13 protein-coding genes and 1 pseudogene are annotated in these 17,016 nt (G+C 45.8%); 10 read left to right on the top strand and 4 right to left on the bottom strand.

The window, feature by feature from the left end; all coding sequences use genetic code 11:
- Nucleotides 1-108: 108 nt before the first annotated feature.
- Nucleotides 109-2,463 (bottom strand): hypothetical protein, encoded by a 2,355-nt coding sequence (locus ACLGGO_RS00070; RefSeq protein ID WP_446417822.1) that lies wholly within the window; start codon nucleotides 2,461-2,463, stop codon nucleotides 109-111.
- A gap of 865 nt (nucleotides 2,464-3,328) precedes the next feature.
- On the opposite strand from ACLGGO_RS00070, the gene ACLGGO_RS00065 reads away from it, so the two are divergent.
- From ACLGGO_RS00065 to cobT, 6 genes are all read left to right on the top strand, one after another.
- Nucleotides 3,329-4,036 carry a Crp/Fnr family transcriptional regulator gene (locus ACLGGO_RS00065; protein ID WP_446334768.1) on the top strand — a complete coding sequence of 236 codons (708 nt, stop codon included), beginning with the start codon at nucleotides 3,329-3,331 and terminating at the stop codon, nucleotides 4,034-4,036.
- A gap of 135 nt (nucleotides 4,037-4,171) precedes the next feature.
- Complete coding sequence (locus ACLGGO_RS00060; protein WP_446334769.1) at nucleotides 4,172-5,011, top strand: DUF2232 domain-containing protein; 840 nt, start codon at nucleotides 4,172-4,174, stop codon at nucleotides 5,009-5,011.
- A 215-nt stretch (nucleotides 5,012-5,226) separates the two neighbouring features.
- Complete coding sequence (locus ACLGGO_RS00055; RefSeq protein ID WP_446417821.1) at nucleotides 5,227-5,721, top strand: DUF4278 domain-containing protein; 495 nt, start codon at nucleotides 5,227-5,229, stop codon at nucleotides 5,719-5,721.
- Nucleotides 5,722-5,908: 187 nt separating this feature from the next.
- Nucleotides 5,909-7,087 carry an RNA-guided endonuclease InsQ/TnpB family protein gene (locus ACLGGO_RS00050; RefSeq protein ID WP_446417820.1) on the top strand — a complete coding sequence of 393 codons (1,179 nt, stop codon included), beginning with the start codon at nucleotides 5,909-5,911 and terminating at the stop codon, nucleotides 7,085-7,087.
- 277 nt (nucleotides 7,088-7,364) lie between these two features.
- Nucleotides 7,365-8,327, top strand: a complete 963-nt coding sequence (cysK, locus tag ACLGGO_RS00045; protein ID WP_446334771.1) for a cysteine synthase A — start codon at nucleotides 7,365-7,367, stop codon at nucleotides 8,325-8,327.
- A gap of 88 nt (nucleotides 8,328-8,415) precedes the next feature.
- Nucleotides 8,416-9,516, top strand: coding sequence for a nicotinate mononucleotide-dependent phosphoribosyltransferase CobT (cobT, locus tag ACLGGO_RS00040; RefSeq protein WP_446417819.1), 1,101 nt, complete (start codon nucleotides 8,416-8,418; stop codon nucleotides 9,514-9,516).
- 1 nt (nucleotide 9,517) lies between these two features.
- On the opposite strand, the gene ACLGGO_RS00035 is transcribed toward cobT, so the two are convergent.
- Both ACLGGO_RS00035 and ACLGGO_RS00030 read right to left on the bottom strand, forming a co-directional pair.
- A complete protein-coding gene (locus ACLGGO_RS00035; RefSeq protein ID WP_446334773.1) occupies nucleotides 9,518-9,937 on the bottom strand; it encodes a hypothetical protein in 420 nt (139 codons plus the stop codon).
- A gap of 493 nt (nucleotides 9,938-10,430) precedes the next feature.
- Nucleotides 10,431-10,553, bottom strand: a pseudogene (locus ACLGGO_RS00030) (RRXRR domain-containing protein); the annotation flags it as partial.
- A 350-nt stretch (nucleotides 10,554-10,903) separates the two neighbouring features.
- On the opposite strand from ACLGGO_RS00030, the gene ACLGGO_RS00025 reads away from it, so the two are divergent.
- Nucleotides 10,904-12,097 (top strand): extracellular solute-binding protein, encoded by a 1,194-nt coding sequence (locus tag ACLGGO_RS00025; protein WP_446417818.1) that lies wholly within the window; start codon nucleotides 10,904-10,906, stop codon nucleotides 12,095-12,097.
- 125 nt (nucleotides 12,098-12,222) lie between these two features.
- Here the strand turns inward: ACLGGO_RS00025 and ACLGGO_RS00020 are convergent, their stop codons facing one another.
- On the bottom strand, nucleotides 12,223-13,008 hold the full coding sequence (locus ACLGGO_RS00020) for a hypothetical protein (protein ID WP_446334775.1): 786 nt from the start codon (nucleotides 13,006-13,008) through the stop codon (nucleotides 12,223-12,225).
- A gap of 420 nt (nucleotides 13,009-13,428) precedes the next feature.
- Here ACLGGO_RS00020 and zds point away from each other — a divergent pair, with 420 nt between their 5' ends.
- The 3 genes from zds to ACLGGO_RS00005 all read left to right on the top strand — a co-directional run bounded on the left by zds (nucleotide 13,429) and on the right by ACLGGO_RS00005 (nucleotide 16,888).
- A complete protein-coding gene (zds, locus tag ACLGGO_RS00015; protein ID WP_446417817.1) occupies nucleotides 13,429-14,898 on the top strand; it encodes a 9,9'-di-cis-zeta-carotene desaturase in 1,470 nt (489 codons plus the stop codon).
- 214 nt (nucleotides 14,899-15,112) lie between these two features.
- The gene (locus tag ACLGGO_RS00010; protein ID WP_446334777.1) at nucleotides 15,113-15,562 is read left to right on the top strand and encodes an SRPBCC family protein; all 450 of its coding nucleotides are present in this window, start codon (nucleotides 15,113-15,115) and stop codon (nucleotides 15,560-15,562) included.
- Nucleotides 15,563-15,865: 303 nt separating this feature from the next.
- Nucleotides 15,866-16,888 (top strand): acyltransferase family protein, encoded by a 1,023-nt coding sequence (locus ACLGGO_RS00005; RefSeq protein WP_446417816.1) that lies wholly within the window; start codon nucleotides 15,866-15,868, stop codon nucleotides 16,886-16,888.
- Nucleotides 16,889-17,016 lie beyond the last annotated feature (128 nt).

Here is a 17,016-nt window from a genome sequence, read left to right as displayed (position 1 = left end):
ACAGAGAAGAGCGAACTAGCGAATTCGTAGGTGTCTTGACCGCTCTAACGTAGGTCTAATCCTGCCCCTGGTGGGTGAATCAATCTGTTTACACAGATTTAAGTAGGTTTAATTCACCCCATCCTCTAAAGACGTTTCTTGCGGTTGACTCATGGAATTTTGATCAAGAGTTACTGAATCTTCCAAGACATATTCTTTTACCACATCTTCTCCTCCTATGTCAATAGATTCCTCAGACAAATCATCAGCAACGTCCTCCGACGCTGGAGATTGTGGTGGATTCGTGTCCTCAGAGTCACTCACCAAAGGATCGGGTGTGCGGGAGTCTAGGTCAGTGGGGGTTGGTGAAAGCCAATCTGGGAAGATAACATCCTCTTGGGATAGGTCGTGGAGGGCAAACTCTTCCCAATCTTCTGCTAACAACTCCTCTGACATAGGCAACGACTGGATTGAGTCTAAATCGAAGCTTGGGGGTGGGACGATGCGATCGCGCGATGGGGATGGCTGAGGGACAATATTTAGATGGTCTACCGCTTCAAAGCTGTTCAGGTCTTCACTAAGCTGATCGAGGGTACTTTGGTCTAGGCGAATCTCTTGACCAGAAAACTGCTGAAATTCCTCCCTTATCAGTAAATCTTCGTCTGGTGAGGCGGGAATATAGTAGTCATCAACTGAAGTAACTGGGGAATTAGTTTCCCCTGGGTTTTCCAGAAACCATTCTTCCTCACGAGTCGCCGCCATGGATGGGAGTTCGGTAACGGGGGAGGAATAACTTAACCCCATTTCATCGAGTAAATCGGTTAGGGCGGTAATCGTTTTAACATCTTGAGACTCGCTGAGTGCTTCCTGGTGAGGGTGAGTTGCTGTTTCGGGCGCTGCAACTAACTCTGAGTCAATCGGGGCGTCCGTTGTTGGGGTTTCAAAGAGTAAGGTTTCCCAAGATAGCAGATCATGATTGACGCCTTCAACCCGGGGTTCTGGTGAACTCGTTTCCTCGGCGGGATCAATAACTCCGTCAAATAGATAATCAGCAACCTCAACTGATACATTCTCGCCTACAGCCTGATCGGTTGAGTGATCCTCTTGCCCATCCGTTGTGGTTATTGAGGCAACTGAGGGATTAGCATCGGTCACCTCGACGGTATTTGCGGAAGCTCTTATATTGGTGTCTTGAGCAAAGTCTGTGCCAAATAGGGTATTATACAACTCATCAATTTCATGGTGGCGGTTCTCTACTTCATTTTGAGCGGCAATGTCTGGTTGTACTGGTTTAGTGGCGTCCGCCTGAATGATTGGGACGGATAGGAATGATGGTGTTGTGGGCTCCTGTTCACTATCGATGTCTAATAAGAAATCTAGATCGGGAAATTCTGAATAATTTAGGGTTGAGTTTACTGGGATTGGGGTATCCATATCCCAGCCAATCAATGCGTCTAGGGAATTTTCGGCTAAATTTTCTGTCTCCAGTTCTTGGGTGGATTGCTGATCGGGGATATTAGACGAAAGCTGAACCGGCAGTTGTGGGGACGGGGTTGAGGCGTTGGCAGATAGGGTTACGTTGAATTCAGGCTGAGAAACCGGATCAACTCCGACAAAGATACTGCTGGGTTTTGGTGGTGATGATGTTGAACTGGGTATTGACTCAGATAATTCCGCCGCCTCTGACCAGGGTAGAGAAGATTGCACCAAGGTTGAGGTTTCTCGTCCCAATAACTGAGCGAGGCGATTGACAAGGGCTGTAAATAACAGCTCTCCTTGATTGCTCAAGCGGTGCATTTTGTCAATCCCTTGAGACAAAGACTGCTGGTACCCCTGTAAATCACGATTGAGTGCTTCAAAGAGAGTCCGTTGGTTGGCGTCTATATTGATCAACATGCGATCGCTCTCGTTTTGGAGTTGTCGCAGTTGCTGCAAACGTTCTTGTGGCGACATCATCGCCGATGCTTGCTGTCCTAGTGATCCCGATGTTGATGAAGCGTTGAGCAGTTGGGCTTCTAAATTTAGTAGTATTTGAGCCAACTGTTGCGTCAGGCGTTCAGTTGACTGGTTAATTAAATCCTGAGCAAATGCTGGGAGTGCTTGCTCTTGTCCCCTCCCCATCGGTGTCAAAGTATTGAGCAATTGCTGTTTTTGGAGTTCAAGTTGCTGAATTTCTTGGGTCAAAGACTCTCGCTGTTGACGCAAGTCAGACAATTCAGAGAGCAAGGGTGCACTCACCTGTTGGCGTATAGTCTCCATTTCTTGAGCCACCGCTTGCATAATCGGTCTAACGGCTGATTGCTGGGTTGGCGTCATTGCCATTTCTTCTTGCTGCATCGACAGCAAATAGCTACGCACTCGTTCCAGGACTTGGCGATCGTGGGCTAAGTCGTTGGATTTAGACCAAGGGAAACGGGAGTCCAACTTGGCAAGGAGGCTATCAATATCAGCAATCAGCGATTGAATTGTCTTCTGTTTAGTCACGGTGAAACATCCCCCTGCTTCTCTTAACTATTATGTCTTGGTCGTGGACAATGACCCATTGAGGACAAGTCCATTCCCTGGAGGTATCAGGGGCAAAGGCATGGGATGAATCAAGATGAACCAGCAACACTTGAACTATGGTGGTCGAAAAATTTGGCGTGAGTGTCATTATCATAAACGTATTCTGGCTCACAGATGTCCCCTCAAGTCCTCATCAGTGGCATCTAAATTGTTAAATCTCCCTCAATATGAAGCATAATAGCTGTGTACCAATCTGCGGCTGATTAACTTTGAAGGCACTTCGAGGGAGTATAGCGCCGTCATCGATCAGGACGTAAGCAACCCCGGTCTCGCATACACGGAGCTTTAGCCAAATAAGTTAAAGCTGTGCTTACCAGCCTAAGTGCTAAGCGCACTACGTTATCGGCAAGTGTTAAAGACCTACCAGCGGATGCGATAGCCAGTTTGCTGCTCTAGAACCGAAAAGTTAAACAGTTTTAAGGTCACTGAAACAGTGCTTTTTGGACAGTTACCGACCGATAACCTTGGCGAGGCTAACTTTACCCCAGAAATGGGTGAAAACCGGAGGGGCAACCATACCCCTCCACCCCGAAAGGGGTATGCGGTTAAAACCGCTACCGCGTGTTCCTCCCTGGTCTAAAGACACAGGGTTTCCCACAACGAAGGATTTTTATGAGTCCCTTGTATCTGCCATTATGGCTGGTCTAGATGGGGTGATGGGGGGCGCTGACACCACAACGACTCAATCCTGTGTCTGTTGTGGAACAGGAAGAAACCTGCTCAAGTTTTTGAGGATAACAAATCGCCGTACTTGTCCACGGCGTATACAATGTGGTTTGGCTTCATGGATGATCGATACAGCTCACACGCAATGAACTCTAATGTTAATGAGTTAATTCGCACTGCTCCTTTATTTGCTGGCTTACCAGAAGCCAGTGTGAATCAAGCTACGGCTCATGTTGTTACTCGCAGCCACCCAAAGGATCGAGTGATTTTGCTGGAAAATGATTGGGGTGGCTCGGTTTACTTCATTTTGGAGGGCTGGGCAAAGATTCGTACCTATAACCTGGAGGGTAAAGAAGTGACCCTGAATATTTTAGGCAAGGGGGAAATTTTTGGCGAAATGGCGGCACTGGATGAGGTACCTCGTTCTACTGATGTGATTACCTTAACTCCTACGACGATTGGCAGTATACCCGCCCAAGATTTTGTCCAGCTCATTCATGATGAACCTCTAGCAGGTGTTCGTTTGTCTCAGCTTATGGCAAAGCGCTTGCGCCAAGTTAACCGTCGCCTGCGCCTGAGGGAGTCTGATAGTACGTCGCGAGTGGCAGACACGCTCCTGTTTTTGGCAGAGGGTCAGGGTAAAGTCAAACAGCAAGGCACTGAGATTCCCAACTTACCCCATCGCGAGTTAAGCAGCTTGAGTGGATTAGCACGGGAGACGGTGACGCGGGTGTTGACTAAGCTGGAAAAAAAAGGGTTGATTAAGCGAGAACACGATATTATGTTTATCCCTGATCTGCCGGCACTAGAACGCATTATTGCTTAGAAGCATCATTGGTGATTTGTCCTTTGTTCTGGGTAAGAGTTTGAGGTAGGTTTATCCACTTCAGGGGATCAGGCGATCGTTTCGAGGTAAAAGGGGCGTTAGAGTGGAGGTTGATCAAGCGTTTATGAAAGCTGCATGAGCGATTCTTTTGAGGATGCCCAAACGCCTCGCCCTAATCCAGATCAGAATACTGAACCCCAACCCCAAGACTCAGCCAGTGAAAATACCCATGACGAATGGGATTTGGTCGAGGAACTAGACCGAGAGACGGAAACATCAACCAATGCTAGACCTGAACGGCAAATACCTGATCAAGGCAACAATTCGGCGAGTAACTCCTCTCATGAACAACAGCTACAGTTCAATACCACTGTAGTCATGGTGGAAACGGCGTTCCTCGCCAGTACAGCTAGTTTGATTTGGCTGATTAATTATTATTTTCCCCTAGGTCCTGTCCTGAAGATGTTTTTCCCTGTGCCAATTGCCTTGGTGTATATGCGTCGGGGACATCGAGCCTCTTGGATGGCGGCTCTGGTTTCAGGGTTGTTGCTGTCGGTGCTACAAGGACCAACCCGCAGTATTCTCTTTTTGATTCCCTACGGTTTGATGGGCGTTCAGTTGGGCGCATTGTGGAAACGTCAAGCGAATTGGTTATTTTCCATTGGTATTGGTACTCTACTGGGAACTTTTGGATTCTTTTTTCGATTCTGGCTGCTCTCGATTCTGCTGAGTGAGGATCTGTGGGTTTATGTGATGACTCAAATTACAGAGTTAGTGGAATGGGGATTTATCAAGCTGGGGTTACTGGCTCAGCCCAGTTTGACCTTGATTCAGGTGGTGGCAATTTTGGCAATTGTGGTCAACAATGCCGTTTATTTATTTGTTGTTCATCTGGTGGCATTACTCATCTTTGATCGCCTGAAAAATCCCATTCCTCGCCCGCCTCAGTGGGTACAAGTTTTGCTGGATTATTGAAATAAGTAGGTTGATGGAAATAAACCGAAATATGTTAAGTTTTGTAAATAGTCTTCAAACCCTTACATAAGACGTAGCTGGCTTCTTTGCGGGAGCGAGTGTAACGAATGATGAATAAGGTATCTGTCAATATTGTTACAGCAAGCCCTGCTCCCCTGTTGATACTTTGGTAATTCGCTAAGATAACAGATTAAGTAGGTTACAGGTCACTTGATATGTCTTTATTATTTATCATTCCCCTGGGGATTTTTATCGTCGCCGCCTATGTTTTTAAACATTTGGCTAATGAAATAGCTTATATTGCCGCCGCCGTTGCCTTAGTTAGCTTACTTGTAACGTTATGTTTAGCACCTTGGCAAATTCAATTATTGCTGCTAGTCGTGGTCATTCTCAGCAATCATAGACGCAGTTCTTCATCGTCTGCGCCCGTCATAGAGTCATCATTGCCGGATGAGAAAAATGTCAAGTTAGTTTATCGAGGCGTTAACTATGACCTAACCCCTGCCGAGGTTGAGGTAACGGAAGATGAGGTGATCGGAAAATATCGGGGTCAGGCTTTGAGAGTTCACCATTTGGTGAACTCTCCGGCTACGTCAACGAGTTCAACCTTAAAGTATCGAGGTGTTAGCGTTAGCGATCACAAATCGCTGATACCTGTGGTTAAAGAACAGGAATTAACCCAAAGTAATTGGAGTAACGGGTTAGGATAGATTAACCCAGACGTGATACCCAGTTGCTCTCAAAGAGCTAAGTGCCGATCTCTTATCAATCATTCACTGCTTTTCATCCCGATTGTATGGGTTACGCAAATATAAGACCAAAGTAAAGAAAATTGTCAATGGCATCGATCCTTGTCTCAACCCTGCTAAACTTGAGTAAGTCTGAAGAGATTTAGCTATGTACGCTATTAAGCGAGAACTCAAACTGAATAAGAAAGAGATATCTCGAATGCGCGGCATGGCTGGGTTTAAGAGAATTGTCTACAACTTCGGGCTAGAGCTGCTGAAAGCTAGCTGGGATGTCCTAGGAGTAAAGATGGGTGACTCGAAGCGGATAGACTTAATCAAGAAAATCTTTACATCCATGACGATGCAAAAACCGGAAAATAGCTGGATGAAAGACTATCCATCCACTATTTATCAGTCGGCATTTATGGATCTAAAGAATGCCATTTCTCGGTGGAGAAAGGGCTTGTCGGGTTTTCCGAAAAAGAAGTCAAAAAAGAAGGGAGACTCCTTCACGGTTTATAAAACAGCCGGAGTCTATCCGGAGAAAGGGAAACCCGCCCTCCCCTTTAGCAACCGAGTGACAATTTCTGCCGGAAAACACATAAAACTTCCCGGATTAAAAACATATCGACTCAAAGAGCGAATCAAGTTTATTTGCAGTTCTCAGACATTCACTGTATCAAGAGCGGCAGACAGATGGTTCGTTTCTTTTGTTTTAGATGCCGAAAAAATACCCCAAATTATTCATCCTGTTCATCGAGCAGGTGTAGACCTGGGGGTTAAGTGTTTGGCAACTGTTTCCGATGGTACGAAATACGAGATGCCTATTACCACCCAGAAAGCGAAAACCAAGCTAGGTAAGCTCCAGTGGCGAAATCGTAACAAAGTCCTCGGCAACAAAAAACTTAAGGTCGCCGCCTCTAAAAAAGCCAGAAAGTATTACGTTGATCTGTCTCGTCAGCATCGGCGTATCTCCAATATTCGCCGAGATACAATCCAAAAGATAACAACGGATCTAAGTCGTAGAATCTACAACATTAGGATAGAAGACCTTAATGTTTCTGGAATGATAGCTAATCACAAATTAGCGGAGGCTGTGAGCAACAACTGTTTCTATGAGATTCGTCGTCAGCTCGTCTATAAACAAACTCATTACGGAACAAAAGTGGAATTGGTAGACCGATGGTATCCAAGTTCAAAAACCTGTTCTTGTTGTGGGAATGTTCAGGAAATGAAACTGGATGACCGAATCTTTGACTGTAAAAAATGTGGGCATTTTCAAGACCGAGATGAAAACGCATCCATTAATCTAGAAAATGCCCCGCCTGACAAAATACGCTTGGCTTGAGCGGAATTTACGCCCGTGGACAAGAAGGAGCCGACTCCCTTGGCTGAGACGGGAAGAAAACATCAGATTTTAGCTTTAGCTAGGGCAAGAGTAAGTTTTTCGGAGCAGTTAATCTGTCATGCTGAGCGAAGGAACAGTAGCGAAGCCTCTGGCGAGATTCTGAGGAAAAGTTCCGACCCGACGTTCGTTCCTCGCTAACGCTTTCGCTAAGGCAACGCTGTCATAAGACAGGTTAGAACGCAACTTGGTATGATGACTCTTTGATTAAGGAGAAACTATGCGAATTGCTCATGACATCACAGAAGTGATCGGTCGCACTCCCCTAATTCAGCTCAACCGAATTCCTCAAGCAGAGGGATGTGTGGGGACAATTGTGGTGAAACTGGAGGGAATGAACCCAGCCGCTTCGGTGAAAGACCGCATCGGGATGAGTATGATTCGGGCGGCGGAAGCAGCGGGTCAGATTCAGCCAGGGAAAACAATTTTAGTGGAACCGACATCGGGGAATACTGGTATTGCCCTAGCCATGGTAGCCGCCGCGAAAGGGTATCAGCTAATCTTGACTATGCCCGATACGATGAGCCTAGAACGGCGATCGATGTTGAAAGCTTATGGTGCAAAACTAGAGCTAACGCCGGGAACCGAGGGGATGAAAGGAGCAATTCGCAGAGCCAACGAAATTACCGAAAGTACTCCTGAAGCCTTTATGCTGCAACAGTTCCAAAACCCAGCCAATCCCCAAATCCATCGAGAGACAACGGCTGAAGAAATTTGGGCAGATACAGAGGGTCAGGTCGATATCCTGATCGCTGGGGTTGGCACTGGTGGTACAATTACCGGCATTGCCGAAGTTCTCAAGCAACGTAAACCCGATTTTGTCGCGATCGCAGTCGAACCCATCAGTAGTCCAGTTCTCTCTGGCGGACAAGCTGGACCCCATAAGATTCAAGGGATTGGTGCTGGTTTCGTCCCTCAAGTTTTGCGTACAGAACTGATTGATGAAGTGCTTCAAGTTAGTGATGAAGATTCCATCGCTTTTGGTCGCCGTTTGGCACGAGAAGAAGGGTTGTTATCTGGAATCTCCTCCGGCGCTGCGTTATGTGCCGCGATTCAGGTGGCGAAACGTCCGCAGAATGCGGGTAAGTTAATTGTTATGATACAACCCAGTTTTGGTGAACGCTATCTGAGTACGCCTTTGTTTCGAGAACTCGATCAAACCGAAACACCTGTCCTAGTTTAATTGTCATTGGTCATTGATCATTGATCCGAACCGCGTCACCCTTTGGGTACAGCGCTGGGCTTCTCGTCGATTCACCTAAAGGACAGGCGTGATCCGAATCTATACCCAATTCATCCAAGGAAATAAATGGTTGCAGCATTATCGGGGACAACCTCCCCTACTTGCTTGTATTTTAGGATTTACGGAAACAGGGTTGATCCCCGGCATTTCTGCGGCTGGGGCAACCCCAGAGGATCGTAAGTATACAGCAGTAGCGGATGCTGAATTCTTGGTTAATGGTTTTACCCCCAATCCTCAATATCCTCTACCTCCCTTGGATGCTGGGGCATCCCCTGTGCTGATTTCTCGCGCTGTCGTCGAGGCTTGTCACCTTCCCGTTTATCTATTCAATGCGGGTTTACCCCAACCCCCAGCCGTCCCAGCTATAGATTTAGAGGGTTTACCCGCTAACTGTTTGACCACGGGAAAAGCCTTGCCCATCAGCACCGTAAAACATCTATTTGAGCAAGGCTTAATCTGGGGTCAAAAGCTAGCAACCGTTGCCGTAGACGGATATGTAATGATTGCTGAATGCGTGGTTGGCGGAACCACAACGGCTTTGAGTGTCCTAACAGGGTTAGGTATTGCCGCTATGGGTAAAGTCAATAGCAGCCATCCTCGCTGTAATCATCGCCAAAAAGCAGAAATCGTTCGCATCGGGCTGCAACAGGCTGACTGGGAAGGAAAACTGGCAGAATTCATTGATCCCTTCGAGTTAGTCGCCGCCGTAGGCGATCCGATGCAAATTACAGCCGCCGGAATGGTACTTGGCGCAAGTCAGAGTGTTGGTGTTTTGTTGGCTGGAGGGACGCAAATGTTGGCGGTTTATGCACTAGCACGGGCGTTGGCGCAGCAAACTCAAGCTAATTGGCAACCTAAGCAGGTGGTTGTCGGTACAACTCGCTGGGTAGCAGATGATCCCACGGGTGATACCGTAGGATTAGCACGAGCTATCGGTGATGTTCCCCTTTTAGCAACCGACTTAAGTTTTGCCCAGTCAAGTTATCCGCAGCTACGGGCTTACGAACAAGGATATGTCAAGGAAGGCGTCGGTGCTGGAGGATGTGCGATCGCCTCCCATCTTTACCAAGGATGGAACGCTACTCAATTACTACAAGCCATTGAAACACTGCTAGCTCAATACCACTAGGTCAAGAGTGAATTCTGCGAGCGAGAAGCTGTTCTTCTAAAGCCGCAATGCGATTGTAGGCGGCGGTCAATTGGGCAGTGAGGCGTTGCACTTGTACATCGGCGGATAGGGGATTCTCTGGATGATGATTTCCGTTGTGATTCGTATGAAATTGAGATACTTCACCAGTATCCTCAATCAGGATATCTTTATGTTCCATTACTGAGTCAAGCAGTTTTGGATTCGCGTAGACGGGGATGTCATTAACCTTTTCGGTTGATGCTTGTAGCTCAGAGTCTACGGTTAACATCGGCTTGACTGTAGGCAGACACTGGGAAAGTTTTTGGTCGAGCTGCTCGATAATTTGATATATGGCATCAACTTTATGATTTAGGGCGGTGATTTGTTGTTGAATTGTATCCATCTGCTTACCAATTTCCATAGCGAGTTCTACTTCATGCTAGTCAATTTATACTCGAAAGTTCTCTTCGTGCTGATTCATTTAACTATTTGAGACAATTCTTACCCCGATGTTCTGCTGATTTTTTGGTAGGGGACAACTGACAGTCATTCAGTCAACCCCAAAAATGATTTATCTTGGGCGTTTATCGCCTGTTTCCCCAGATTTTCGCTTTGTCTTGCTTTAATGTCGCCAATCTAACTATTTAATGTTTTATTAACAATTGCGCCTTCAACTAAGACCGAACTCTGGATAAGTTCCCCGATTCCCTCAACGTATTCGCGGGAGTCCTCACCCTCAACTCTCGTAGGGTGAGGAAGGATAGCGGGATGCCGGAAGAATGGAGGCATCCAGTTCTTGCCTAAGCTACACATAAGCCATTATTTCTCCTGATTAAGTCAACTTTACTAGGGGCAAATTGACCAATACGTTTCCATGTGTAGTCGCAAACGGAAATATTTTTAGTCTTTTGAGTGTCGGTGAACCCACCAACATAGCCAATGTAGACTTTTCCGGATTTCTCTGCTCTTACAGCCCTGGAGGGTTTGGTAGGCATCAGTGGTTTTCCTTCTTTGCTAACTACTGGAACACGATTCATAGAGATAATCCATTCGTGTAAATGTTTACGTCTCTTAAGGCATTGATAGGGGTGTGTCCTGGACTTACCCAGTGCCTAGAGATTCCTAGACCTACATTTAAGCCAAGCTAGAGAAATGCTTGGAAGTGGTTATCCCCTACCAACTTATGCCCTATTCATGACTTCCTGGCAGGTTCCCTCTGCCAATCCGCGTCTTCACGAAGTAAGGCGCGGTTCATGAACGAGTCACGGGTCACTGGTCACTTGTATAGCAGATGGGTTATTTGACTGTCCGTCTCAAAGAACACAAAAATTATGTTAGTTTGTTGAAAGAACACGCATCCATTCCATCAATTTACTGGATTTTCGGGATGAAACGACGCTCCTTTCTAATGGGCGCTAGCGCCCTAGCACTGGGGCAATTGGCGTCTGGGTGTGGCAATAGACAGCCAACGGCTTTGAATGTAGAACTGTTGCAAGATTCAATTCCCGTTCAGCTACTGGCTGCATTTCGCCAAACCCTAAACTCACCCGTGAGGCTCAAGTTTGACCCACAAGCCCAGCTTAAGGATACATACGAGCACCTTCTGGTGTGGAGACGACAAGCACAGAACCCAGAATCCCCGAAGCGGTTTCCTATTCCTCTGATTAGTCGCCAGCCACCCGCGATCGCAAATTTGGTCACATTAGGAAGTTATTGGTTAGAATCCGCCATTGAGCAGCAACTGATTCAACCCCTAGAACTGGTAGAATTACCGGGATGGCAACAGTTACCCCCCCGTTGGCAAGCAATTGTCAGACGCAATCGCCAAGGACAACTTGATGAATCGGGATTAATTTGGGGCGCACCCTATCGCTGGGGTACGGTGGTTATTGCCTATCGCCGCGATAAGTTTGAGGAATTAGGGTGGATTCCGACGGATTGGAGTGACTTGTGGCGAAAAGAATTACGCGATCGCATCTCGTTACTCGATAGTCCGCGAGAGGTGATTGGGTTGACCTTGAAAAAATTAGGATTCTCCTATAATACCGCCAACTTGAGTCAAGTCCCCAATCTGAAAACCGAACTCTTAGAGCTACATAAACAGGTTAAACTTTACAGTTCAAATCACTACCTAGAACCCCTGATTTTAGGCGATACTTGGCTAGCCGTGGGTTGGTCTACCGATATCTTATCCCTGCGCGGACGCGATCGCCAAATTCAAGCCGTCGTTCCTCGTTCAGGAACATCCCTTTGGGCAGATGTGTGGGTACAACCTGCTGTGCAAAAGACGGCGGCTGAATCGCCAGACTCAGAAACGTTCAAGTCATTATCCCAGCAATGGATTAATTTTTGCTGGCAAAAACAATCCGCGATCGACATTTCTTTATTAACTCATGCGGCTTCACCGATACTGGTTAGCCTGAATCCGGCTACGTTACCGAACCAACTGCAAAACAGTTCGATACTTTTACCAGAACCCTCTATCCTCAACGCCAGTGATTTTCTGCATCCTTTACCCCAAGAAGCGATTGAGCAGTACCAAGAACTATGGCGAGAAATTCGCACAATCCGATTTGTCTAAGGAGTCGGACAACATTTGGTTCGTAGTAAAGGCTTTAGCCTGGGATTTTGTTGGGTTTCCTAACGTCAACCTAACCTACAAAAATGTTTGGTGTTTGCTTTGATATGCTGCCCAAGAATAAGGGATTAATATTCAAGTTTCTGGTAATGACGCTTGAGCAAGCGTTGAGCTGCATCCAAGGAAATATTCACGGGTTCCAAGGCTTTCGTGTCGAATCGGCTTGTGCTGATCGTCATCAATTGCCAACTGCCTCGATCCTGCTGAAGAAGGGCATCTCCACAAAGATCTTCCATTGCCCACGTTACAATCGCATAAGGTTCATCAATGGTGATTTCTAGAAACCGAACATTGTCGTGCCATTTATCCCAATCATCCAGCAGATTTTTTTCTACCTTATCTTTGCTGTCGTTAATAACGATTTGTTGATGCTCGGTGAGAATCGGGGCTTTAACTAACAAGACAGTTAGCAAATTTAAATGAATATTTAAATGATAGATCATCGCCCCCAAACGTCGAATCGCATAACCTAACTGTTCATCCACATTCTTTAGGTTACTACAATCCTTGCTTTGTTGCAGTTGCTTGCGGTGTTCTAGGGAATGATTATAATCTTCAACTAAATCGAATATACTCGTTGTTTTGCTGTCAAGCATGTAGAGAACATACTCATCTACCAATAAATGTTGAGGTGGAATTCTATAAATAATCTTTTTTAGTTCTTCGACATGGATTGGCTCAATCCAGCTCTTTTCAAAGGATTTAATGCTGGGATAATTTAGTAAATTAAGTTCATTCCGAATGACTTGATCCGCTTTGCGAAGTTTCAAAAAAATAGTATCGACTTCAACCGCTAGGGAAGATAGTAATACCTTCTCTTCCTCTCTTTTACGTTCTTTGTTGTTCAAACACATTTGAGTTGCATTAAAAATGATTAAGCAAAAACAGTGACATTAAAACTGCTATTGCCTGTCGGCTCAGTTAGAGTTAGGCTCACGTCTAGGAGGCTGAGCCTGTAGAAAGACTTTGTTGGGTGTTCTATCTGTAACTAGCAACCCTGATGTTCAGATTGAATAACCTTTCCTGCTTTCTCTTTGGCAAGATATTTGCCTTACCCAATTTTTGTAGACTGGTAAGTCTGTAATACTTACTGTATAACATGTAAGACACTTTGTACATTCTAATTCCTATTGGCTGACATCAGCAACTCTGTTTAGCCAACTTTATCAAGATTTCATGCCACCAAACAAAACTGCGATCGCAAGCCTATAGGCTGCATTTGGATACCAAATTCTATTACAATCTGTAAAGAAAACTGAAAAGGAAGGGCTACGATGCGCGTTGCGATCGTTGGGGCAGGACTTGCCGGAATGGCGACGGCTGTAGAATTAGTCGATGCCGGACACCATGTAGAAATCTTTGAATCCCGTCCATTCGTGGGCGGCAAAGTTGGCAGTTGGGTAGACGCCGAGGGCAATCACATCGAGATGGGGTTGCACGTCTTTTTTGGCTGCTACTACAATTTATTTGACTTAATGAACCAGGTAGGGGCGTTGGAGAACCTACGTCTCAAAGAACATACCCATACCTTTATTAATCGTGGTGGACGCACGGGATCGCTAGACTTTCGCTTTATCACAGGAGCGCCATTTAATGGACTCAAAGCCTTTTTCACCACCTCCCAGCTATCACTTCAGGATAAGCTACAAAACGCGATCGCACTCGGAACCAGTCCCCTAGTACGCGGCTTGATCGACTTTGACGGGGCAATGCAAACGATTCGCGACTTGGATAAAATTAGCTTTGCCGACTGGTTCCGCAAGCATGGGGGATCTAACGGCAGCTTAAAGCGGATGTGGAATCCCATCGCCTACGCCCTCGGTTTTATCGATACAGAGAATATTTCTGCCCGTTGCATGTTGACAATCTTCCAGTTCTTTGCAGCCAGAACAGAAGCATCGATTCTCAGGATGCTGGAAGGTTCGCCGAATGAATACTTACATCAACCGATTATCAATTACCTCGAAGCGCGAGGAGCAAAAATTTATACCAGGCGACGGGTGAGAGAAATCCTCTACACCGAGACAGGAGACTCAGCTAATGTGACAGGTTTAGTAATCGCCCAAGGTGAAAGCGAGGAAACCATTACCGCTGATGCTTACGTTTGCGCCGCCGATGTACCTGGAGTGCAGCGTCTGTTGCCAGAATCATGGCGCAAATGGTCAGAGTTTGACAATCTCTACCAGCTAGACACTGTACCTGTCGCCACCGTGCAACTGCGGTTTGATGGCTGGGTAACAGAACTCCATGATGCTCAAAAACGGAAGCAACTGGCACAAGCGGCGGGGATGGATAATCTCCTCTATACTCCCGATGCGGACTTCTCCTGCTTTGCCGACTTAGCCTTAACCAGCCCCAGTGACTATTACAAAGAAGGACAAGGGTCACTGTTACAATTAGTACTAACACCCGGTGATCCCTTTATCCGGCAAAATAATGAATCCATCGCCCAACATGTCCTCCAGCAAGTCCACGAACTCTTCCCTTCTTCGCGGGAATTGAACATGACCTGGTACAGTGTGGTTAAATTAGCTCAATCTCTTTACCGAGAAGCTCCAGGCATGGACTCCTATCGCCCTAACCAAAAAACCCCAGTGAGCAACTTCTTCTTAGCAGGGAGCTACACTCAACAAGATTACATCGATAGTATGGAAGGAGCGACTCTATCCGGACGGCGTGCAGCTAAAGCGATTCTAGAACATGCACAAAAACCTGTAGAACCAACCCTGGTTACCACGACTTAAAAGTTATCTGAGAACCGGGGAAGCTCCGGATGTAGGGGCGGGTTTTACAGATAACGTTCTGGAAACAACCGATAACGTGACTAAACCCGCCCTTGCAGGGGAAGCAGGGGGAGAGAAACTACTATTATGATCTACAACTTGCTATGAATTATGAATTTGAATTACCTGTTCCCTGTTTCCTATTCCCTGACAAATAAGAAATGACAAATGACAAATGACAAATAAATCTGACTGGTTAGAACACAGCGTACAGGTTGAAGTCGAGGTGCCAATGGAAACCGTTTGGAGCCTCTGGTCTGATTTAGAGCAAATGCCTCGCTGGATGAAGTGGATTGACTCGGTACAAGTCCTCGAAGACAATCCAGATTTATCCCGTTGGAAACTCGCCAGCAGTGGCTTTGAATTTAGCTGGCTCTCCCGCATTCTAAAATTAGTACCCCATCAGATTATTCAGTGGGAATCTGTGGATGGTTTACCTAATCGGGGTGCAGTACGCTTTTATGATCGCCACGGAAGTAGTGTTGTTAAACTTACTGTGGCTTATGATATTCCTGGCATTTTGGGTAAGTTGATGGATGGTTTGTTCTTAGGTCGAATTGTCGAGTCTACGATTCAAGCAGATTTGGAGCGGTTCCGGGAATATGCGCTTAAAATCCAAAGTTAATAATAGTGATTGTTGATTGTTAATGGGTCACAGCTCATCGATTAGATTACCAATAGGCGATGCTTCCCATCTCTCATTTGTCTTTTGTCAAATAATCCTCCCCCTTGTGGGAGCGGGTTTAATTAAATCAGGGTGAAAAACAATGATAATGGTGAAAGCCGTCCTACTCAAAACTGTTTCACTCCTCATCCCTCATGATCCATCTGTTAAATCTGTTAAAATCTGACCCCAATCCAAAAATGTTTGCTGCTCAATATAATTAAATATTCAAATAGATATGCACCCTGAGTTGAGGATTGGTTGATGGCTAATATCTCTAAACAAACCCAGACTCCATTCGCGACTAAACAGCGGGTGCAATGGGTTGATTATGCCAAGGGTATCGGAATATTTTTAGTTGTTTTTGGTCATACACTTAGAGGTTTAGTTAATAGTTCAATACTTGATGCATCAACGATAATTATTTCAATAGATCAGTGGATTTATTCCTTTCACATGCCACTTTTCTTTTGCCTTTCAGGATTATTTATCGAACGTTCATCCTCCAAACCACTAAGAGATTTTGTCGTCAGTAAGCTCAAGGTTATCGCGTACCCCTACTTTGTCTGGTCGGTGCTTCAAACTGTCCTTCAGGCTATAGCAGGTAGTTATACCAATAATCCGATCCCCCTAACTAACTTGTGGCGAATTGTCTACCAACCCGTGATGCAATATTGGTTTCTCTACAGTCTTTTTGTAATCATGTTGGTCTACGCGATTGTCCACAAGCTCAATGTTTCTCCCAGAGTATTTTTAATTTTGGCGATTTTATTTTACTTGACGCAAATCGTTGATGTTCACTTGGGTTCATGGGGAGTTTTGTATTCAGTCCGCCGCTATGCTATCTACCTCGCCTTGGGTGCGGTAGTAGGCAGTAGTAGATTAATGTCACAGTTAAGTCAATGGAAAACCAAGACTTTGCTCATTGTTACCATTGGTGGATTTTGTGCTGTGGGATTAGCGGTTGGGTTTAATTTGATGGCGGTAAAATTACTGACGCCTATAGTTGCTATATTTGGCATCGCCGCCTCAGTTGCTTTGGCGATTCTCCTAGATCGGTTTAATAGAACTGGCTTCGTGAAACAGTGGGGAAGCTTGTCGCTAGAAATATACGTGGCTCATACAATAGCTTCGGCACCACTACGAATTTTTCTACAATATGTCTTGGGTTTTATAGAGCCGATCGCACACCTTATCCTGGGTACAGTCATAGGTATTTATGCGCCGATCGCGCTGTATAAGATTTGTCAAGGAAGCAGACTTCGATATATCTTTCGGCTAGCTTAATCAATCGACTATAACTAGTTGTGAAGCGGAATCAAAATGGTGATGCTCGCCATTGAGCTATAACCGCAAGCAGCCCTGCGCTCTACTTCGGTAGAGCGTCGGGAACAATTGCGGGTTTGTCGATGGGG

Source organism: Coleofasciculus sp. (assembly GCF_046565525.1).
Taxonomy (GTDB): domain Bacteria; phylum Cyanobacteriota; class Cyanobacteriia; order Cyanobacteriales; family Coleofasciculaceae; genus Coleofasciculus.
Note: the sequence above shows the minus strand (reverse complement) of the source record. Positions and strands in the feature narration are given on the sequence as shown.

Bases quoted from the DNA above. Each gene is read 5' to 3' on its own strand.
- ACLGGO_RS00065 (WP_446334768.1), top strand. From the start codon at position 3,329: ATGGATGATCGATACAGCTCACACGCAATGAACTCTAATGTTAATGAG.
- ACLGGO_RS00060 (WP_446334769.1), top strand. From the start codon at position 4,172: ATGAGCGATTCTTTTGAGGATGCCCAAACGCCTCGCCCTAATCCAGAT.
- ACLGGO_RS00055 (WP_446417821.1), top strand. From the start codon at position 5,227: ATGTCTTTATTATTTATCATTCCCCTGGGGATTTTTATCGTCGCCGCC.
- ACLGGO_RS00050 (WP_446417820.1), top strand. From the start codon at position 5,909: ATGTACGCTATTAAGCGAGAACTCAAACTGAATAAGAAAGAGATATCT.
- cysK (WP_446334771.1), top strand. From the start codon at position 7,365: ATGCGAATTGCTCATGACATCACAGAAGTGATCGGTCGCACTCCCCTA.
- ACLGGO_RS00035 (WP_446334773.1), bottom strand. From the start codon at position 9,937: ATGGAAATTGGTAAGCAGATGGATACAATTCAACAACAAATCACCGCC.
- ACLGGO_RS00025 (WP_446417818.1), top strand. From the start codon at position 10,904: ATGAAACGACGCTCCTTTCTAATGGGCGCTAGCGCCCTAGCACTGGGG.
- ACLGGO_RS00020 (WP_446334775.1), bottom strand. From the start codon at position 13,008: ATGTGTTTGAACAACAAAGAACGTAAAAGAGAGGAAGAGAAGGTATTA.
- zds (WP_446417817.1), top strand. From the start codon at position 13,429: ATGCGCGTTGCGATCGTTGGGGCAGGACTTGCCGGAATGGCGACGGCT.
- ACLGGO_RS00010 (WP_446334777.1), top strand. From the start codon at position 15,113: ATGACAAATAAATCTGACTGGTTAGAACACAGCGTACAGGTTGAAGTC.
- ACLGGO_RS00005 (WP_446417816.1), top strand. From the start codon at position 15,866: ATGGCTAATATCTCTAAACAAACCCAGACTCCATTCGCGACTAAACAG.